This is a genomic window from Rhizobium sp. NZLR8, assembly GCF_019685025.1.
GTDB lineage: Bacteria > Pseudomonadota > Alphaproteobacteria > Rhizobiales > Rhizobiaceae > Rhizobium.
In genome coordinates this window covers 169,189-186,796 of the sequence record NZ_JABDVY010000003.1, presented here as the reverse complement: position 1 = coordinate 186,796, position 17,608 = coordinate 169,189, and the positions used below count along the sequence as shown (strand labels likewise).

16 protein-coding genes are annotated in these 17,608 nt (G+C 63.0%); 9 read left to right on the top strand and 7 right to left on the bottom strand.

The window, feature by feature from the left end:
* The first annotated feature begins 7 nt into the window (after nucleotides 1-7).
* Nucleotides 8-1,285, top strand: a complete 1,278-nt coding sequence (locus HJB89_RS08365) for a multidrug efflux MFS transporter (RefSeq protein ID WP_207583475.1) — start codon at nucleotides 8-10, stop codon at nucleotides 1,283-1,285.
* On the opposite strand, the gene HJB89_RS08360 is transcribed toward HJB89_RS08365, so the two are convergent.
* Nucleotides 1,244-1,864 carry a TetR/AcrR family transcriptional regulator gene (locus tag HJB89_RS08360; RefSeq protein ID WP_207583474.1) on the bottom strand — a complete coding sequence of 207 codons (621 nt, stop codon included), beginning with the start codon at nucleotides 1,862-1,864 and terminating at the stop codon, nucleotides 1,244-1,246. The genes HJB89_RS08365 and HJB89_RS08360 overlap by 42 nt on opposite strands.
* Nucleotides 1,865-1,992: 128 nt before the next feature.
* Here HJB89_RS08360 and HJB89_RS08355 point away from each other — a divergent pair, with 128 nt between their 5' ends.
* From HJB89_RS08355 to HJB89_RS08345, 3 genes are all read left to right on the top strand, one after another.
* Nucleotides 1,993-2,676 carry a glutathione S-transferase N-terminal domain-containing protein gene (locus tag HJB89_RS08355; RefSeq protein WP_221149548.1) on the top strand — a complete coding sequence of 228 codons (684 nt, stop codon included), beginning with the start codon at nucleotides 1,993-1,995 and terminating at the stop codon, nucleotides 2,674-2,676.
* The gene (locus HJB89_RS08350; RefSeq protein WP_221132143.1) at nucleotides 2,673-3,032 is read left to right on the top strand and encodes a nuclear transport factor 2 family protein; all 360 of its coding nucleotides are present in this window, start codon (nucleotides 2,673-2,675) and stop codon (nucleotides 3,030-3,032) included. Before HJB89_RS08355 ends, HJB89_RS08350 begins: the two co-directional genes overlap by 4 nt.
* Nucleotides 3,033-3,166: 134 nt before the next feature.
* Nucleotides 3,167-4,117, top strand: a complete 951-nt coding sequence (locus HJB89_RS08345; protein ID WP_259671994.1) for an NADP-dependent oxidoreductase — start codon at nucleotides 3,167-3,169, stop codon at nucleotides 4,115-4,117.
* 202 nt (nucleotides 4,118-4,319) lie between these two features.
* On the opposite strand, the gene nadE is transcribed toward HJB89_RS08345, so the two are convergent.
* The 4 genes from nadE to HJB89_RS08325 all read right to left on the bottom strand — a co-directional run bounded on the left by nadE (nucleotide 4,320) and on the right by HJB89_RS08325 (nucleotide 9,423).
* Nucleotides 4,320-5,153: an ammonia-dependent NAD(+) synthetase gene (gene nadE / locus HJB89_RS08340; RefSeq protein WP_221115353.1), complete on the bottom strand. Its 834-nt coding sequence runs from the start codon at nucleotides 5,151-5,153 to the stop codon at nucleotides 4,320-4,322.
* A 100-nt stretch (nucleotides 5,154-5,253) separates the two neighbouring features.
* Entirely contained in the window at nucleotides 5,254-6,459 is a 1,206-nt protein-coding gene (locus tag HJB89_RS08335) for an adenylate/guanylate cyclase domain-containing protein (RefSeq protein WP_207583469.1), read from the bottom strand.
* A 30-nt stretch (nucleotides 6,460-6,489) separates the two neighbouring features.
* Complete coding sequence (locus tag HJB89_RS08330) at nucleotides 6,490-8,103, bottom strand: MDR family MFS transporter (protein ID WP_207583468.1); 1,614 nt, start codon at nucleotides 8,101-8,103, stop codon at nucleotides 6,490-6,492.
* Nucleotides 8,104-8,181: 78 nt separating this feature from the next.
* Nucleotides 8,182-9,423 (bottom strand): HlyD family secretion protein, encoded by a 1,242-nt coding sequence (locus tag HJB89_RS08325; RefSeq protein WP_221132144.1) that lies wholly within the window; start codon nucleotides 9,421-9,423, stop codon nucleotides 8,182-8,184.
* Between the two features lie 138 nt (nucleotides 9,424-9,561).
* Between HJB89_RS08325 and HJB89_RS08320 the strand changes: the two genes are divergently transcribed.
* A complete protein-coding gene (locus tag HJB89_RS08320) occupies nucleotides 9,562-10,464 on the top strand; it encodes a LysR family transcriptional regulator (RefSeq protein WP_221149546.1) in 903 nt (300 codons plus the stop codon).
* A 325-nt stretch (nucleotides 10,465-10,789) separates the two neighbouring features.
* Here HJB89_RS08320 and HJB89_RS08315 read toward each other — a convergent pair whose 3' ends face one another.
* The gene (locus HJB89_RS08315) at nucleotides 10,790-11,677 is read right to left on the bottom strand and encodes a branched-chain amino acid aminotransferase (protein ID WP_207583465.1); all 888 of its coding nucleotides are present in this window, start codon (nucleotides 11,675-11,677) and stop codon (nucleotides 10,790-10,792) included.
* Between the two features lie 240 nt (nucleotides 11,678-11,917).
* On the opposite strand from HJB89_RS08315, the gene HJB89_RS08310 reads away from it, so the two are divergent.
* Nucleotides 11,918-12,961: a zinc-dependent alcohol dehydrogenase family protein gene (locus tag HJB89_RS08310; RefSeq protein WP_221115356.1), complete on the top strand. Its 1,044-nt coding sequence runs from the start codon at nucleotides 11,918-11,920 to the stop codon at nucleotides 12,959-12,961.
* A 241-nt stretch (nucleotides 12,962-13,202) separates the two neighbouring features.
* On the opposite strand, the gene HJB89_RS08305 is transcribed toward HJB89_RS08310, so the two are convergent.
* Nucleotides 13,203-14,021 carry a sugar phosphate isomerase/epimerase gene (locus HJB89_RS08305; protein WP_221132146.1) on the bottom strand — a complete coding sequence of 273 codons (819 nt, stop codon included), beginning with the start codon at nucleotides 14,019-14,021 and terminating at the stop codon, nucleotides 13,203-13,205.
* A 342-nt stretch (nucleotides 14,022-14,363) separates the two neighbouring features.
* On the opposite strand from HJB89_RS08305, the gene HJB89_RS08300 reads away from it, so the two are divergent.
* The 3 genes from HJB89_RS08300 (at nucleotide 14,364) to tam (ending at nucleotide 17,523) form a co-directional block, all read left to right on the top strand.
* Complete coding sequence (locus HJB89_RS08300; RefSeq protein WP_221116993.1) at nucleotides 14,364-14,828, top strand: cupin domain-containing protein; 465 nt, start codon at nucleotides 14,364-14,366, stop codon at nucleotides 14,826-14,828.
* A gap of 578 nt (nucleotides 14,829-15,406) precedes the next feature.
* Nucleotides 15,407-16,681: a hemolysin family protein gene (locus HJB89_RS08295; protein ID WP_207583460.1), complete on the top strand. Its 1,275-nt coding sequence runs from the start codon at nucleotides 15,407-15,409 to the stop codon at nucleotides 16,679-16,681.
* A 71-nt stretch (nucleotides 16,682-16,752) separates the two neighbouring features.
* Entirely contained in the window at nucleotides 16,753-17,523 is a 771-nt protein-coding gene (tam, locus tag HJB89_RS08290) for a trans-aconitate 2-methyltransferase (RefSeq protein WP_207583458.1), read from the top strand.
* The last annotated feature ends 85 nt before the right edge of the window (nucleotides 17,524-17,608 follow it).

Here is a 17,608-nt window from a genome sequence, read left to right as displayed (position 1 = left end):
GCAAGGAATGACCGATACTCAATTGGACGCGGCGAGCGCTAGGGCAGGCTCGATCTACTGGAAGCGCAACCTCGCGATCTCGCTGGTCGGCTCTTTCACGACGATCGTGGCGATGACGCTGTTGCTGCCCTTCCTGCCGCTCTATGTCGAGGAACTCGGCGTCAGCGACCATGCGGCGATCGTGCAATGGTCTGGTATCGCCTATGGTGCCACCTTCCTGGCCGCGGCTCTCGTCGCGCCGATCTGGGGACGGCTCGGTGATATTTACGGTCGCAAGCTGATGCTGGTGCGCGCCAGCCTCGGCATGACGGTGGCGATCTCGCTGATGGGCATGGCCGGTAATGTCTGGCAGCTGGTGGCGCTGCGCCTCTTCGTCGGCCTTGCTGGCGGTTATGCCTCCGGCTCGATGGTGCTGGTGGCGACGCAGACGCCGAAGGACCGCTCGGCCTGGGCGCTCGGCGTTCTCTCTTCCGGCATCATGGCCGGCAATCTCGTCGGGCCGCTGATTGGCGGGGCGCTGCCGCCGGTCATCGGCATCCGCGCCACGTTTCTGGCGGCCGGCGGCATGATCTTCCTCGCCTTTCTCGCCACGATCCTGCTGATCAAGGAGGAGAAATCGCCGGCCCGCAAACAGGCGGCCAAGGCCAGCGGCGGCTGGAAATCCATCGGCGACAAACGGCCTGTCATCGCCATGCTGGCGACCGGCATGCTGTTGATGTTCGCCAATATGTCGATCGAGCCGATCATCACCGTTTATGTCGCGCAGATCGTGCCGGTCGCGGACCAAGTCACGATGATTTCGGGCATCGTCATGTCGGCCGCCGCCCTCGGCAGCATTCTTTCCGCCTCGCGGCTCGGCAAGCTTGCCGACCGGATCGGCCATTGGCCGGTGATTTCAGGCGCGCTCGCCGTCGCCGGACTGCTGCTGATCCCGCAGGCCTTCGTCACCAGTTCCTGGCAGCTGATCGTCCTGCGTTTCCTGATGGGCGCAGCACTCGGCGGGCTCCTGCCCTGCATCGCCGCCGTCATCCGCCACAGCGTGCCGGATAGCGCGGCCGGCAGCATTCTCGGGCTTTCCATCTCCTCGCAATATATCGGCCAGGTGGCCGGTCCGGTCCTCGGCGGCTTTGTCGGCGGCCATATCGGCATGCGGGCGGTTTTCCTCGGCACCTCGGTGCTGCTTCTCGGCGGTGCTGCCTATGCCTGGATGGTGCGGCCGCGGGATGCCGAGACGGACCCCCAGTCAGCTTCGCTGGACGCTCCCGCAGATCAGCTCGACGCCTGAGCTGGCGATCGCTTCCAGCGTCTCGCGGCTGTCGCCGGCGCGGGCGCGGACTGCGAGCGAATGCATGACGGCGGAGGCGAGCATTGCCAGCATCTGCGGATCGGCGCCTTGCGGAAGCTCGCCGCTTTGAACCGCAAGGCGCATGCGCTTTTCGATCTCGCCGTCGAAATCGCTGAGGCTGCGGCCAAGCACCTCGCGGACCCGCTCATGCTCGACCGCCTCGACCGTTGCCGTGCCGATCAGGAGACAGCCGCGCGCGGCGGTTTCACCATGCAGATACACCGCCAACGCGCCGGCATAGACGCGTGCGAGATTGTCGCGCAGCTGAAGTGACGGATCGAGCGCCTCAGCCAGCGCATCCATGCCGTCCTGCCGGTAACCCTCCAGCGTATCGAGATAGAGATCCTCCTTGTCGCCGAAGGCGCCATAGAGGCTCGGACGATTGAGCTTGGTCGCGGCACTCAGATTGTCGAGCGAGGCGGCGGTAAAGCCCCTGTCCCAGAAGACATCCCGCGCCTTGGCGAGTGCGGCCTTGGCGTCGAAACCCCTCGGGCGGCCGCGCTTCTTTTCATCCTTCATATTTTGTACCGTTTCGCATTAAATTCTTGACGAACGTTATTTTATGCGAAACAGTACAAATGTTCAATGGCATGAACAGCCGGCATCGACCGGCTGCGCCAAGAGAGGAACTGAGAGAGGAAATCGCCATGAAACTCTATATGAACGCCGCTGCCTGCTCGCTGTCGCCGCATATCGTCTGCCGGGAGCTGGGGCTCGATATCGAACTGGTCGAGGTCGACCGGCAAACCAACAGAACGAGCGACGGGCAGGACTACCTTTCGATCAACGGCAACGGTTATGTCCCGGCGCTGCTGCTCGACGACGGCAAAGTGCTGACCGAGGGGCCGGCGATCGTGCAATTCCTCGCCGACAGCGTGCCGCAGGGATCAGCCATGCTGCCCGAGGTCGGCAATATCAGCCGCAACGAGGTGCAATCCTATCTGAATTTCATCACCGCCGAACTGCACAAGCCGATGGTAATGCTGTTCAACCCGCTTTATGCCAGCGTCCATGCGGAGATCCGCGCGCTAATCTCAAAGCGGCTCACCTGGCTGAACGGCCGCATTGCCGGACCCTACCTCACCGGCGATGCCTTCACGGTGGCGGACGCCTATCTCTTCGTCTGCCTGAACTGGTCGCCCTGGATCGATGTCGATCTCAGAAAATGGCCGGCGCTGCTTGGCTTCCTCGGCCGCGTGGCGGAACGCCCGAAGGTGCGCGGGGCGATGCAGGCCGAAGATCTCGAAGCCTTCGATGCCGACGGCGTCTATTTCGCGCCGCATGCCTATGTCGCCTCGTCGGGGCGAACGGGATCGCCGGTGCGGCCATGAACGCGGCTTCGACCGAGACGATCCTGCGGCGGTTCAACGATGTGTTCCTGTCGCACAATCCCGCAGCACTCGATGAACTTGTCGGCGAAGACTGCATCGTCGAGAACACGCAGCCGGCGCCGAACGGATCCCGCCATGTCGGACGCGCGGCCTGCATCGAACTCTGGAGCTGGATCGCAACCACCCCCGGCACCTGGTTCGTTTCCGAGGACATGATCGTCACCGGCGAACGCGGTATCCTCCTCTGGCGCTTCTGCTGGGGAGAGGACGAAGGGCAATCGGTGCGCGGCGTCAATCTGATGCGGGTGGCGGACGGCAGGATCGTCGAGGCGCTCGGCTACGTGAAAGGCAATTGACGGCATTGCCGGCGCCGGCGATTATCCGCCGGCGCCGGATGATCCTTCTCGAACTTCCCGGATTATCGAAAGGCTGCGCCGACTGCATCTTGCCTCCCGTGATAGCCGAAGAGCCGGCTCCCCAACGATAGGAGATGACAATGCGCCAGACGATGACGGCCTATAGAGTGCATGCCTTTGGCCCGCCGCAGGCAATTGTACCAGAAAAAATCGAACGCCCGATGCCTGCTGCAGGCGAGGTCCTGGTAAAGGTGAAGGCAGCCGGTGTCGGACCGTGGGACGGCTGGATCCGCTCCGGCCACAGCGCCCTGCCCCAGCCGCTGCCGCTGACGCTCGGCTCCGACCTCTCGGGCACCGTCGAAGCCGTCGGGCCTGATGTCACCCATGTGGTGCGGGGCGATGCCGTCTACGGCGTTACCAATCAGCGCTTTGTCGGCGCCTACGCAGAGTATGCCATTGCCGCCACCGGCATGATCGCCCGCAAGCCGGCGACGATCAGCGACATCGAGGCGGCATCGATCCCGGTGATCGCGGTGACGGCGCGCCAGGCGCTCTTCGACCATGCGAAGCTTGACGCTGGGCAGACCGTGCTGATCCATGGCGCGGCCGGCAATGTCGGCGCCTATGCGGTGCAATTTGCCCGCAAAGCCGGGCTTACCGTCATTGCGACGGCCAGCGGCGGCGACGTCGAGATGGTCGGCAAACTCGGCGCCGATACGGTGATCGATTTCCGCAGCCAGCGTTTCGAGGATTTGAGCCACGAGGTCGACGCCGTCATCGATCTGGTCGGCGGGCAAACCCAGACGCGCTCCTTTGCGGTGCTGAAGCGCGGCGGCAGGTTGGTTTCCGCAGTATCACAGCCGGACCAGGAGCTTGCCAAGGCGCACAGCGTCGAGGCCCTCTTCTTCCTGGTCGAGGTCACGACGGCACAGCTCGCCGACATCGCGGCGATGGTGGAATCAGGCGCGCTCGTGACCCAAGTCGGCACCGTGCTGCCGCTTTCCGAAGCCATTGCTGCGCATGAGATGCTGGAGGGAACCCGGCCGCACGCCAAGGGCAAGATCGTTCTTAGCGTTACCGCATGAACCAAACAATCAAAGGCCGGGCATCGTCCCGGCCCTTTAGGGAGACAGAGCATGATGTCCTCCGAAAACCGCTCACAGTTTTCGGAGGACATCATGCTCTAACGGCAGCTTGCCGTCTCAATCTCCCGTATGGGGCTTGCCGGCATGTTCGCGGACCGCTTAGGGCAAGGGCAAACCCGGCATCCCGATCTCAGGCCTGCCCTCACAGCGCGTTGACGGCAACCGGCGGAGCGCGCTTGTGGGCGGTTGCGCGATAGGCGGCGAGGATGCGGCGGCGGGCGATCTCGCCGACCGGCTTGCCCTCTAGAAAATCGTCGATCTCGTCATAGCTGACGCCATAGGCCTCCTCGTCGGGGCGCAACGGCCGCTGGTCCTCGAGATCGGCGGTCGGCACTTTGAACACCAGCTCATCCGGCGCGCCGAGCCGCTTTGCCAGCAGGCGCACCCGGCGCTTGTTGAGGCCGGCGAGCGGCAGGATATCGGCTGCGCCATCACCGAACTTGGTGAAAAAGCCCATGACCGCCTCGGCGGCATGATCGGTGCCGATGACGAGACTGCCGAGCGCGCCGGCAAGGGCGAACTGGGCGATCATGCGCTGACGGGCCTTGATGTTGCCGAGAATGAAATCCTGGCGACCGGCATCGGCAAAAGCAAGGCCGCCGCTACGGGCCGCGGCAAGCATCGCATCGGCCGGCTCTTTGATGTTGACCACCATCGAACGATCGGCGCCGATCGTGGCAAGCGCCCTCTCCGCATCGGCCTCGTCGGCCTGGACACCATAGGGAAGGCGCACGGCAATGAACTCGGCCTTATGGCCGCTGTCACGCAGCTCGCGCACGGCCTTCTGGGCGATCAGGGCCGCCGTCAGCGAATCGACGCCACCGCTGACACCGAGGACATAGCCGCGCAGGCCCGAGGCCACGAGATAATCCTTGAGGAAATCGGTTCGCCGCTCGATCTCGTGATCGGGATCGATATCGGCGGCGACGCCCAACTCGCGGATAATCTCGCCTTGTTCGTCGGACAGTACTGTCATGGGATTCTTCCTCGGTGTTGTGGGGTTGGCGCAGTATGGGAGGAAGATAGCGGAAGGGTGAGAGGTGTGGCACCCCCTGCCCTGGGGTCCTACCACACACCTACCGCACGATCGTGAACAACTCCACCGGCTCCGCAAACCCCTTCAGCCCATGCGCCCCGACGGACACCACATCCCCTGCCCCCGCCTCTTGGCGGAACGGCTCCGACATCAGCAAAACCTCTCCCAACTCGCTGCAGGCGGTCTGGATGCGGCTGACCAGGTTGACGTCGCGGCCGATCAGGGTGAAGTCGAGGCGGCGGCCGGAGCCGATATTGCCGTAGCTGACCTCACCGTAATGCAGGGCGATGCCGGCCTTTACGGCGATGCCCTCATACTGGAAATGGTCGATCTCATTGAGGATGGCACGGGCCGCGGCAAGAGCGGCGCCGCAGGAATTGGCCGCGTCGCAACCCGGGAAAAAGGCGAGCACGGCATCACCCATGAATTTCAGCAGTTCGCCGCCCTCGCGGGTGATGGCCGGCACGATCCTGTCGAAATAGGCGTTGAGCAGGCCGAGCACGGTGCTGCCGGGCAGCCGATTCGACAGTTCGGTAAAGCCGCGCAGATCGCAGAGCAGCAGGGCCGCCTCCATCGATTCGATCTCGTCGCGGCGGATGCGGCCGGCAAGAATGCGGCTGGCCGTCAGCGGGCCGATATAGGTATCGAGCAGGCTGAGCTCGACCTGGCGAAGGATGCGCAGCTCGCTGGTGTTGCGCAGCGCCGGCAGGATGCGCTCTATCAGCTGCCGCTCCGAGGCGGTGAAGCCGCCCGGTCGCCTGGTGCCGAAGACGGCGGCACTAACCGGACCGTCGACATTGCAGAGCGGCGCGATGACAAGCTGCATCAGGCCGCGATCGGCGAAAACATCGATATGCTGCCAGCGGCCATGCACGCTGTCTCTTGTATCGACGACCAGCGGTTCGCGGGTTTCCATGACCTTGCGCAGCGGTGTATTGGCGATGGCGACCCGCGCGCCGTGTTCCCGGTCGTGGATCTCGACCGGCTCGCCCGGCGCCCAGGCGATGGTCCGGCCGATGAACTCGGGATGCAGCGTCATCAGATGCAGGGTCAACCGGTCGACCGGCAGGCCGAGCGCCTGAAGCCTGCGGCCGAGGCCGGAGACGAGGCCCGCTTCGTCGAGCGCATGGCACTCATCGCCGGAAAGCCACTCGATGATCGAGAGCAGCGCCCCGGCGCTGACGGCATGGCCGGCGGCCTTTGGCTGAAACCGATCGAGATCGGGAGCATGGATCGCTGATATCATGGCGTTGTCCTCCTTAAGGGCGCGCGGGGGTTAGTGAGCACCGCCACCTGAGAGCTGACCGGGTTTCCTGAGCAGCAGGCTTGCAACCAGGGCGACGACGAGGGCGACGCCGAGCAGGAAGAAGGTGTCGCTGAAGGCCATGATATTGGCCTGCTTGCGTATTTTGAGCGCGATGGCGACGACGGCCTTGTGGCCGGCGAGCGCCTGGTCGCTGACGCCGTGGCTCATGAAGTAGCCGGTGAGCCTGGCGATACGATCGCGGGTGGCTTCCTCGAAGACCGAGACCGAGTTGGTCAGAATGTTCGAGTGGAACTGTTCGCGCTTCGACAGGAAGGTCTGCAGCGAGGCGATGCCGACGGCGCCGCCGAGATTGCGCATCATGTTGAAGAGCGCCGAAGCCGAACCGGCATTCTCCTGCTCGATGCCTGATGTGGCGATCGCCGAGAGCGGGGTGAAGACCAGCGCCTGGCCGATGGCGCGGACGATATTCGGCCAGAACAGCTGGTCGCTCGCATAGTCGCCGGTCATATGCACGTTCATGAAGTTCGAGGCGGCAAAGAGGGCAAAGCCGACGATAATCAGCAGCCGAACGTCGAACCGTTTCATCAGCTGCGGCACCAGCGGGATCAGCAGCAGCTGCGGGATGCCTGTCCAGGCGAGCACCATGCCGATCTGCTCGGAATTATAGCCCTGGATGCGGGTCAGATAGATCGGCAGCACGAAGACCGAACCATAGAGCGCGATGCCGAGCAGGAAGTTGGCGACGATGCCGAAGCCGAAGTTGCGGCGCAGCAGCAGGCGCAGGTTGAGGAGCGGATGGGCCGCCCTTAGCTCGATGACGATGAACAGGGTCAGCGACACGGCGGCGATAACCGACAGGCGGAGGATGAAATCGGAGCCGAACCAGTCTTCCTTGTTGCCTTCTTCCAGCACGGTCTGCAGGGCTGCGAGCCCGATCGCCATGGTGGCGATGCCGGGCCAGTCACCCTTGGCAAGCAGCTTCAGGTTCATCGGCGCCCGGTCGAGCGAGGCCCACAGCATGGCGACCATCAGCGCGCCCGGCACCAGGTTGACGTAGAAGATATATTCCCAGCCCCAGTTCTCGGTGAGGTAACCGCCGATCGTCGGGCCGATCGCCGGCGCGAAGGTGGCCGACAGGGCAAAGAGGGCAAGGCCGATCGGCTGCTTGGCCTTGGGCAGCAGCGTGATGATGATGGTGAAGGCCATCGGGATCAGCACGCCGCCGGAAAAGCCCTGAATGGCGCGCAGGATGATCATCTGCTGCAGGTTGGCCGCAAAGGCGCAGGCGATGGAGAAGATCAGGAAGAGGATGGCGTTGACAAGCAGATAGTTGCGCAGGGAAAAGACCCGCGCCAGCCAGGCGCTCAAGGGGATGACGACGATCTCGGCAATCAGATAGGAGGTCGAGATCCAGCCGCCGTCATCGCTGCCGGCGCCGATGGCGCCCTGAATATCGGCAAGCGAGGCATTGACGATCTGGATGTTGAGCACCGCCATGAAGGCGCCGAGCGTCGAGCCGACAACGGCCGTCCACATGCGAAGCGGGCTCAGGGCTGCGGGCACGGGCGCTGCAGCGGCGGGCTTGCGCGAATTGCTGTTGGCGGCGATCTGAAGAGTGGCCATGACGTATCTCCTTCCGGCTCTTGCGGAAAACTGTCTCATGACGAGGTTCGGGTGATAATTCGGGAATTTGGAGAAGGATCATCCAGCGTGGCTGGATAATCCCCCCTCGGCTGCCTTGGACGCCTGAACAGCCCCGCTCTGGGCAGCCTTGGTATCGATTTCGGGCTCGACCGACATGCCGGAGCGCAACAGGCCGCTCAGCGCCTGGTCGTCGATGACGATCTTGACCGGGATGCGCTGGACGATCTTGGTGAAGTTGCCGGTGGCATTGTCCGGTGGCAGCAGCGAGAATTCCAGGCCGCTTGCCGGCGAAACGCTGTCGACATGACCTTTGATCGATATATCGGGAAAGCTGTCGACCTTGATCTCGACCGACTGGCCGGGACGGACATAGGTCAGCTGCGTTTCCTTGAAATTGGCGACGACATAGACGGCATGCAGCGGCACCACCGCCATCAGCTGCGTGCCCGAGGTGACATACTGGCCGACACGGATCGACCGGGCGCCGACCGTGCCGTCGACGGCGGCGACGATATCAGTATAGGACAGATTGAGTTCGGCCTGCTGGGCCGCCGCAGCTGCCCGGTCGCGCTCGGCGACCGTCTGTTCGCGCTGGCTCTGGAGCACCGGCACCTTGTTCTCCGCCGCAACGAGCGCCGCCCGGTCGCGCTCGACGGCGGCAGCTGCCTGGTCGCGGGCCGACTGGGTCTGTTCGGCGCGCGACTGGGTGCCGGCGCCATTGCTGATGAGGCGGGCCGAGCGGGCGGCGTCGGAGACGGCAAAATCCAGCGAGGCCTGCGAAGCATCGATCGTCGCCCTCGCCTGCCCGATGACCGACTGCTGCAGGGAGATCTGGGCATCGATATTGGCGATGGCGGCTTCGGCCGCCTTCAGATTGGCTCTCGCCTGGGAAAGTGCGGCCTGGAAATCACGATCGTCGATGCTGGCAAGAACCTGGCCTGCCTTGACCGCGTCGTTGTCGTTGACCAGAACCTGCCTGATATAGCCGGCGACCTTCGGGGCGACGGTGGTGTAATCGGCCTTCACATAGGCATCGTCTGTGGATTCGATGAAGCGGCCGACCGTCCAGTAGCGGTAGCCGAAATCGCCTGATAAGGCGACGCCGGCAAGCAGCGCGGCGGCAACGACGGCGCGCTTGAATATCGCCCGGCCGGCCTTTTTGGGAGCGTCGGAAACCGGCGCTTCGGCGACCGGCATGGGAGCCGCCTCGGCGACGGGCGCCCGGGCGGTTTCGTCAGCCAAGATCAACTCGGCCTGTCCGGCAGTTTCGAAAACATCCTTGCGGGGTAACTCGACCATCGTCCTTCTCCTTCGTCTGTCGCCCCGTTTCTGCGGGGCCCTGTTCGATGCGAAGGAAAATGCACCCTGCCAATCATTCTGATAATCTGCTTATATCGGGAAGGATCATCAACTCTCAGCGGATAATCCGGAGACAATATGGATCGACTGACAAGCCTCGCCGTCTTTGGCCGCGTGGTGGAATGCGGCGGGTTTTCCGCTGCCGCGCGCCGGCTCAACATGTCCGTGACCATGGTCGGCAATCACGTGCAATCGCTGGAGGACCGGCTCGGCGTCAGGCTGCTCAACCGCACGACACGCAAGGTCAGCCTGACGGAAACCGGCAAATATTACTATGAGCGCTCGTCGCAGATCCTCGCCGAACTCGACGAGGCGGATCGGACGGCTGGGGCGCTGAACACGACGCCGCGCGGCACGCTGAAGGTCTATACCAGCAGCGCCATCGTGCGGTTCCTGCTGCCTGTCGTCAGCGAATATATGGAGCTTTACCCGTCGATCGCGCTCGATTTCAGCGTCGGCGAGCGGATGGTCGACATGATCGAAGACGGCTACGACCTGGTGATGCGCACCGTGCCGCCGCCGGATTCGTCGCTGGTCGCCCGCAAGCTGACGCCTTGGCGCCATATGCTGGTCTGCTCGCCGGCCTATTTCGAGAGCCACCCGATGCCGAAAAGCCCGGCCGAGGTCGCCGATCACAATTGCCTGCAATATGCCTATTACCCCTATGGCGACGAGTGGCGCTTCGAGGATGGCGAGGGTAAGCACGAGAGTGTCAAGATCGGCGGCAACGTCGTCTCCAACAGCGCCGAAATGCTGCGTTTCCTGACGCTGAATGGGCAGGGCATCTTCCTGGCGCCGAGCTTCGTGGTGTTCGACGACATCGCCGAAGGGCGGCTGGTGAAGATCATGCCCGACTACCGGCCGGTGGAATTCAACATCAACGCCGTCTACCCCAACCGCAGCCACCTGCCGACCAAGGTCCGGCTGTTCATCGATCTGTTGGCGGAGAGATTTGCGGAGCATCGGAAGTGGATGACGTGAGGGCCTGAAGCAGGCCTGCTCTCACATTTTTTTAGAATGGGCTCGGGGGTCGATGGCACCCCCTCCGCCCTGCCGGGCATCTCCCCACAAGGGGAGAGATCGGATGGGGCGATGGTTTCCCCAGACAACGGGCCTTACAGACGTCGTCATTTTAGAGCGAGGCATGACCTCCTGCCGATCTCCCCACCTGTGGGGGAGATGCCCGGCAGGGCAGAGGGGGGGTGGACGCAGGCTGGGATTTGCCGGCGGGATCGCGCCAGCCCTTCGCTTGCGCTTCGGGCGTTCGTCGCTGCAATCGATTGACTGGATCGATTGCAGCGGCTTCTCACTCTTCACTCTCGCTTCGTCCGTGGGCCCAGTCCATGTAGAGGTCCAGCGCCTTGCGGGTGACCGGGCCTTCCTGAAAATCGCGGCTGTCGAGGCGGGTGACGCCGACGACTTTGGAATAGTTGCCGGTGGTGAAGATTTCGTCGGCTGCGAGGAAGTCCTCGACCGACAGCGTTGCTTCGACGACGTCGAAACCGGCCTTGCGCAAAAGGCCCATGACTCGGGCGCGAGTGATGCCGGCCAGGAAGGTGCGGTTGGCGGCCGGCGTCATCACCACGCCGTCACGCAACAGGAAGACATTCGAGGAGGCGGTCTCGACGACGTTGCCGTTGAGATCGCGCACCAGCGCATTGTCGAAGCCGCGGCTGCGGGCCTCGGCGATCATCCGGCCGCTGTTCGGATAGAGCGAGCCGGTCTTCGCCTCGGTCATCGCCGTTTCCGGCGACGGGCGGCGATAGGGCGAGACGGTGAGGCTGGTGCCGCCATGGCCGCCCATCGGCGCCTCGAACAGGCAGAGTGCGAAGCGGGTCGATTCCGCATCGACGGAAACGACGCTGCCCGGCGAACCATGTTCGCCCCAATACATCGGCTTGATGTAGATCGGCGTCGCGCCCTCGAATTTGGCAACACCCTCCCAGGCGAGTGCGGCGATTTCCTCAGCCGATTTCACCGGTTTCAGGCCCATGGCCAGCGCCGAGCGGTTGATGCGCTGGCAGTGCAGGTCGAGATCCGGCGCAATGCCGTCGAACCAGCGGGCGCCGTCGAAGACCGTCGAGCCCAGCCACATGGCATGCGAGGTCGGCCCGATCAGCGGCGGATTGCCGGGGAGCCATTCCCCGTCGACGTGAGTCCAGGTGGTTGAACGCGGTGATGTATCGACGGCCATGCTGCCCTCCCTAAAAAGCTGGTTGAGCAAAAACCCCGTCGGCAAGCCGGGTCAAGGATAAATCCAGACCGGAAACATGGAAGCAAGAAAATGCCGGAGGATGACGCCTGGCCGCAATTTTCGTGCGCGACAACGGTGACTTGAGCGATGGGTGCATCAGCAAAAGTGATGGGAATGGATGTTGGAATGGCAGCTTGGCGGATGCATCATGGGCGCAATCACTGAACAAGGAAGACACCGATGAAAGCCATGTTCTACGAAGCCTTTGAACAGGCGCCCGAGATTCGCATCCTGCCCGATCCGACGCCTTCCGAGGACGGCGTCGTCATATCGGTCGGCGCCAGCGGGCTCTGCCGCAGCGATTGGCACGGCTGGATGGGACACGACCCCGATATCCGCCTGCCGCATGTGCCGGGGCACGAGCTTGCCGGAAAGATCGTCGCCACCGGCCGCGGCGTGATGCGTTTCAAGGTGGGCGACCGGGTGACCGTGCCGTTCGTTTCCGGCTGCGGCCATTGCAGCGAATGCCATTCCGGCAACCAGCAGGTCTGCCCCAACCAGTTCCAGCCGGGCTTCACCCATTGGGGATCGTTCGCCGAATATGTGGCGATCGATTATGCCGACACCAATCTGGTGCATCTGCCCGATACGATCGACGATGCGACGGCGGCAAGCCTCGGCTGCCGCTTCGCCACCTCGTTTCGAGCCGTCGCCGACCAGGCGAGGACCGGACCCGGCGAATGGATCGCCGTGCATGGCTGCGGCGGCGTCGGCCTGTCGGCGATCATGATCGCCACCGCACTCGGGGCGAATGCGATCGGCATCGATATCTCCGAGGAGAAACTTGCCTTCGCCAGAGAATGCGGGGCAGTGGCAACGGTCGATGCCTCAGGCGTCGCCGACGTGGCGGAGGCGGTGCGCGAGATCACCAAGGGTGGCGCGCATGTCTCGATCGACGCGCTCGGCCATCCCGCCACCTGTTTCAACTCGATCAAGAATCTTCGCCGGCGCGGCCGGCATGTGCAGGTGGGGCTGATGCTCGGCGAACATGCCACGCCGCAGATTCCGATGGCGCAGGTGATCGGCCACGAATTGGAGATCTACGGCAGCCACGGCATGCAGGCCTGGCGCTACGACGCCATGCTGTCGATGCTCGCCGCCGGCAAGATCGCGCCGCAGAAGCTGATCGGACGTCGGGTCAGCCTGGAGGAGGCCGTGCCGGCGCTGATGGCGCTCGACAAGGCAGAGGCGACGGGGATCAGTGTGATCACCCGGTTTTCATGAGGGAATTCCACCCTCTCGCCTGTGGCAAGCACAGGAGGGAGTAAGGTGCCGCCACGATTGCCTTCTGCCCAACGGGGAGAAGATGCCGGCAGGCAGATGAGGGGGTGAGCGGCGAAGCCGCGAATGCACGGAGCGGATGCGAAGGGCAATCATGAATGGCGTGCCGTGCGGCCCCCTCATCCGACCCTTCGGGCCACCTTCTCCCCGCTGGGGAGAAGAGGGAATGGGCGGACAACGAACCCTATTCGGCCAAGCCGATCGAGGCGAGATAGGCCGCGGAAGCCGGGATCTTCGACTTGTCCTTGATCTCGATGATCAGGCGCGGATTGCTTTCGAGCTTGGCGAGGGCTGCGAAGACGGCGTGCCAGTGGATCGAGCCTTCACCGAGGCTCCAGTGGCGGTCGGCATAGCCGTCGGCATCCTGCAGATGGACATGCTGCAGGCGGTTGCCGGCGGCCTTGACGTAATAATCCACAGGCGGCGCGCCGGTATAACCATGGGCATAATGGGCGTGGCCGGTATCGATCGAGACGGCGACGGCGGGCGAATTGAAGCTTTCGGCCAGCGCCACGCGGATGCTGGGATCCTTGTCCTCGATGTTTTCGATGACCATGGTGCAGCCGATATCCTCGGCGCGTCTGACGGCGTCACGCAGCGTCAGATGCACGCGCTCGACCAGATCCCCTCGGGCACCGTCATTGTTGTCGAGATTGTTGTAAGACCACGAGGTGTAAGGGCTGTGGACGACCATCTGCGTCGCGCCGATGGCGGCGCAGACGTCGAGGCCCTGCAGCAGCCGCCGGGTGACGACAGCGCGGATATCCGGATCTTCCGAGGCGATGGTAAAACCCCAGAACGGGCCGTGAATGCCGAGGCGGCCGGTATGGCCGTCGAGAAGCCTGCGGGCGCGCGCAGCGAGCGGCGCCCAGTCGCCGTTCAGAACCTCGGCATCGACGAAACTCTGCAATTCGAGATCGCGGGACTTTTCGAAGAGCCAGCTTCGGTGAAGCTCGAGCTCAACGAGCGTCATGGCGGCGCCGACGACGGGAAGAGAAGACATGGATGCGCTCCATCGATGACGCCGTGACGGCGTGAAGGGACGGCCGGAACAGCCGCCGCGTTCTATGCGCCCCTTCTGTGTCGGCGGTATTACAGGCGCGGAGCCTTTCGAAACGCCGCAGCCCTGTCATTTCCGCACGGCTGGCACAGCGCTGGCGGACCTTGCGAAATAGATCCGTCGCACCGATATCAGCCTCTCAGCTTCGTGAGGCATGTCCCATGCCCGAGCTATGTGGCGACGGTGCCTTCGGTAACAAGGCTGTTGTCAAAGGCGGTGCAAAGGTCTAACGGCTACGCCCGCAAGAAAAAGCCCCGGGAGAAAAGCCCGAAAAAAGAAAGGGACATGATGTCCAACTCATTTGTGACAATGCCTGCCGGCGAAGGGGCGAAGCGCTTTTTCGTCCTCGGCGACCGGATCGAGCGACAGGTCCGTATCCGCGGAACCTGGCTCAACATCTTCGACGTCACCGTGCCGCCCGGCAGCCGCACCCCGAAACACGCGCATGCGAGCCCGGAAGTGTTTCGCATCCTCGCGGGACGTTTGACGATCTGGCGGCTCACCGACAACGGCCCCGAAGAGATCGAGGCCGGCGCGGGCGATATCGTCACCATTCCGCCCTTCATGGTGCACGGCTATTCCAACCGCGGGACAGCCCCGGCTGTCTTTTCCGCGATCGTCGATCGCGACATGGCCGAATTCATCGAAGCGGAAGGCACGACCGAGCCGCTGAAAGCCCCCTCGCCTGAGACCATCGCCCGCATGACCGCGGCGGCCAATGCTTACGGGATCACCATTCTGGCGGCTTGATGGCGCGAGCGCGTGATGCCGGGCCGCTTCGAGCGGCTTTCGGCATATGCGGAAACACGAACAATCCTTTTAAAACCTTCAATCAGAACGCGGTACTGCCGCCGTTTTCAAAACTGTCACATCAGTAGGCTATGAGGATTTTTGCCCGGTGCCTCTTGCGCCGGCACCGTTTCACCGCCAAAATTGCGACATGCCTGACAGCGACCCATCCAGTACAAGTTCCGCCCGTTCCAGCCGAGATCTTCCGGCCGAGGAAGCTGGCGACCACTGTAGGCGGCTTCGTGTCCGCCCCGCCCAGGGTACATCCCGCAGAGAGCGGCCTGCTTCCAGATCATTGCGAACGACGCGCCGCCGCATAGCCGGCTCTTGCCGAATCACGGATGTTTTTCGACCGCATTTCCGACCCTTCCACCCGGGTCGGGCTTGCCGCCTCACGGAATTCTGAGGACCGATGGAAGCGACACTGATGTAATACGACGACGGAATGACGATGGGCGACGCGTATGTAGCGCCTCGTCGAACACCTCGCTGCGTCGCCTTGTCGATGCGGCATTGAAACCTCAACGAATAGGGTCCCTGTGTTTCTGGAAATTGGAATTGTGGCGTTTCTCACCATCGTCAATGGTGTGCTCGCCATGTCGGAGTTGGCTGTTGTGTCTTCTCGAACAGCCCGCCTCAAGGTTCTCTCTGACCATGGGAGCAAGGGTGCAGCGCAAGCAATCAAACTTGCCGAAAACCCCGGTCGTTTTCTCTCTACGGTTCAGATTGGCATCACACTGGTCGGTGTTCTCTCGGGCGCCTTCTCAGGGGCCACGCTCGGCAGCCGCTTGACCGGATGGCTGGAGACACAGGGAATGTCATCGACGGTCGCCGACGCGATTGGCGTCGGTTCAGTCGTCGTGGCAATCACCTATCTTTCTTTGATTGTCGGCGAACTTGTTCCAAAGCAGATCGCGTTGCGAGAACCCGAAGCCGTTGCAGCGAAGGTCGCACCGGCTATGGCGGTGCTTTCAAAAATCGCGCTGCCGCTCGTGTGGCTTCTGAACGCCTCCGGAAATCTTGTGCTCAAGCTCTTGGGCCAAGCCGGAAAAGGTGGCGATAACGTCTCTGACGAAGAGATCAAAACTGTTCTGGCCGAGGCGCAGTCGGCCGGCGTTATCGAAAGCGAAGAGTCCGCGATGATATCCGGCGTTATGCGCCTGGCGGACCGCACCGCCCGAGCGCTTATGACGCCGCGACGAGACGTCGAAATTATCGATATCGACGACAGCCTTGATGAAATTCGAACTCAGTTGCACCGGACGAAACGGTCTCGGCTGCCGGTTCGGAAAGGCAGTTCGGACGAGGTGATCGGCATCCTTCCGGTCAAGGACTTTTACGACTCGATGTCGGAACACGGCACTGCCGATATCAAGGCTCTGACGCAAGACGTCCCGGTGGTTTCAGACCTTTCAACGGCGATCAATGTGATTGAAGCCATCAGGAAATCGCCAGTCCACATGGTGCTGGTTTTTGACGAGTACGGCCATTTCGAGGGGATTGTCTCGTCGGGTGACATTTTGGAAGCGATCATGGGGGCGCTCCAGGAGGGACCTATCGACGAGCAGGCCATCGCTCGTCGAGACGACGGTTCGTACCTGGTGTCCGGCTGGACGCCGATCGACGAATTCGCCGAGTTCTTGAATCTCAAGCTCGATGACGATCTCGAATATCAGACCGTGGCTGGCCTGGTGTTGGAAGAGTTGAAACATCTGCCGGAGCTGGGTGAGAGCTTCACGAGAGGCGGATGGCGCTTCGAAGTCGTCGATCTCGACGGAAGGCGCGTGGACAAAATACTTGTGTCTGCGGAGTGAAGGTCGGCGGGCGCTTGCATCGCCTATAAGATCGTCAAGCTCGACGGCCACAACATCAGGAGGTACCGCCCATGGCATGGTCCGCCCATCAATATGTGAAATTCGAGGATGAGCGCACACGACCGGCGCGCGATCTTCTGGCGCAGGTGCCTTTGCAAAGCCTTCGCCGCGCTGTCGACCTCGGTTGCGGGCCGGGCAATTCGACAGAACTGATCATCGAGCGCTATGGGGCCGACGGCGTCTCCGGTCTCGATAGCGACATGAACATGCTGGAGGCGGCCCGCAAGCGGCTTCCAGGCACGGCCTTCGTCGAAGCCGATCTCGGCAGCTGGCAGCCGACGGAGCCGGCCGACCTGCTGTTTGCCAATGCGGTCTTCCAATGGCTGCCCGATCATCTCGATATTTTCGACCGGCTGATGGACGGGCTTTCCGCAGGCGGCGTGCTGGCGGTGCAGATGCCCGACAATCTTGGCGAACCCTCGCATCTGATGATGGAGGAGACGGCGCATGCGGGGGCCTGGAAGGCCGCCTTCGAGGAAAAGAGCGTGCGCCGCCAGGCGTTGGCCCCGCCTTCGGCCTATTATTCCAGGCTGATCGCCAAAGCCGCGCGCGTCGATATCTGGCACACCATCTACAATCATCCGATGGCGGATGGCGCGGCGATCGTCGAATGGGTGAAGGGCACCGGGCTGATGCCCTATCTCACCCATGCCGGCGAAAAGCATCGCCAGGCCTTCCTGACGGATTATCTCGCGCGGGTGGAAAAGGCCTATCCGAAGATGTCGGATGGGCGGGTGCTGCTGCGGTTTCCGCGGATTTTCATGGTGGCGGTGAAGGGATAACCGGAGGCTAATCACTGCTCTCCGGTTCTGACCGCAGCCCAGACCCCTCCCCACAAGGGGGAAGGGCTGAAATGCCGCACCGCTT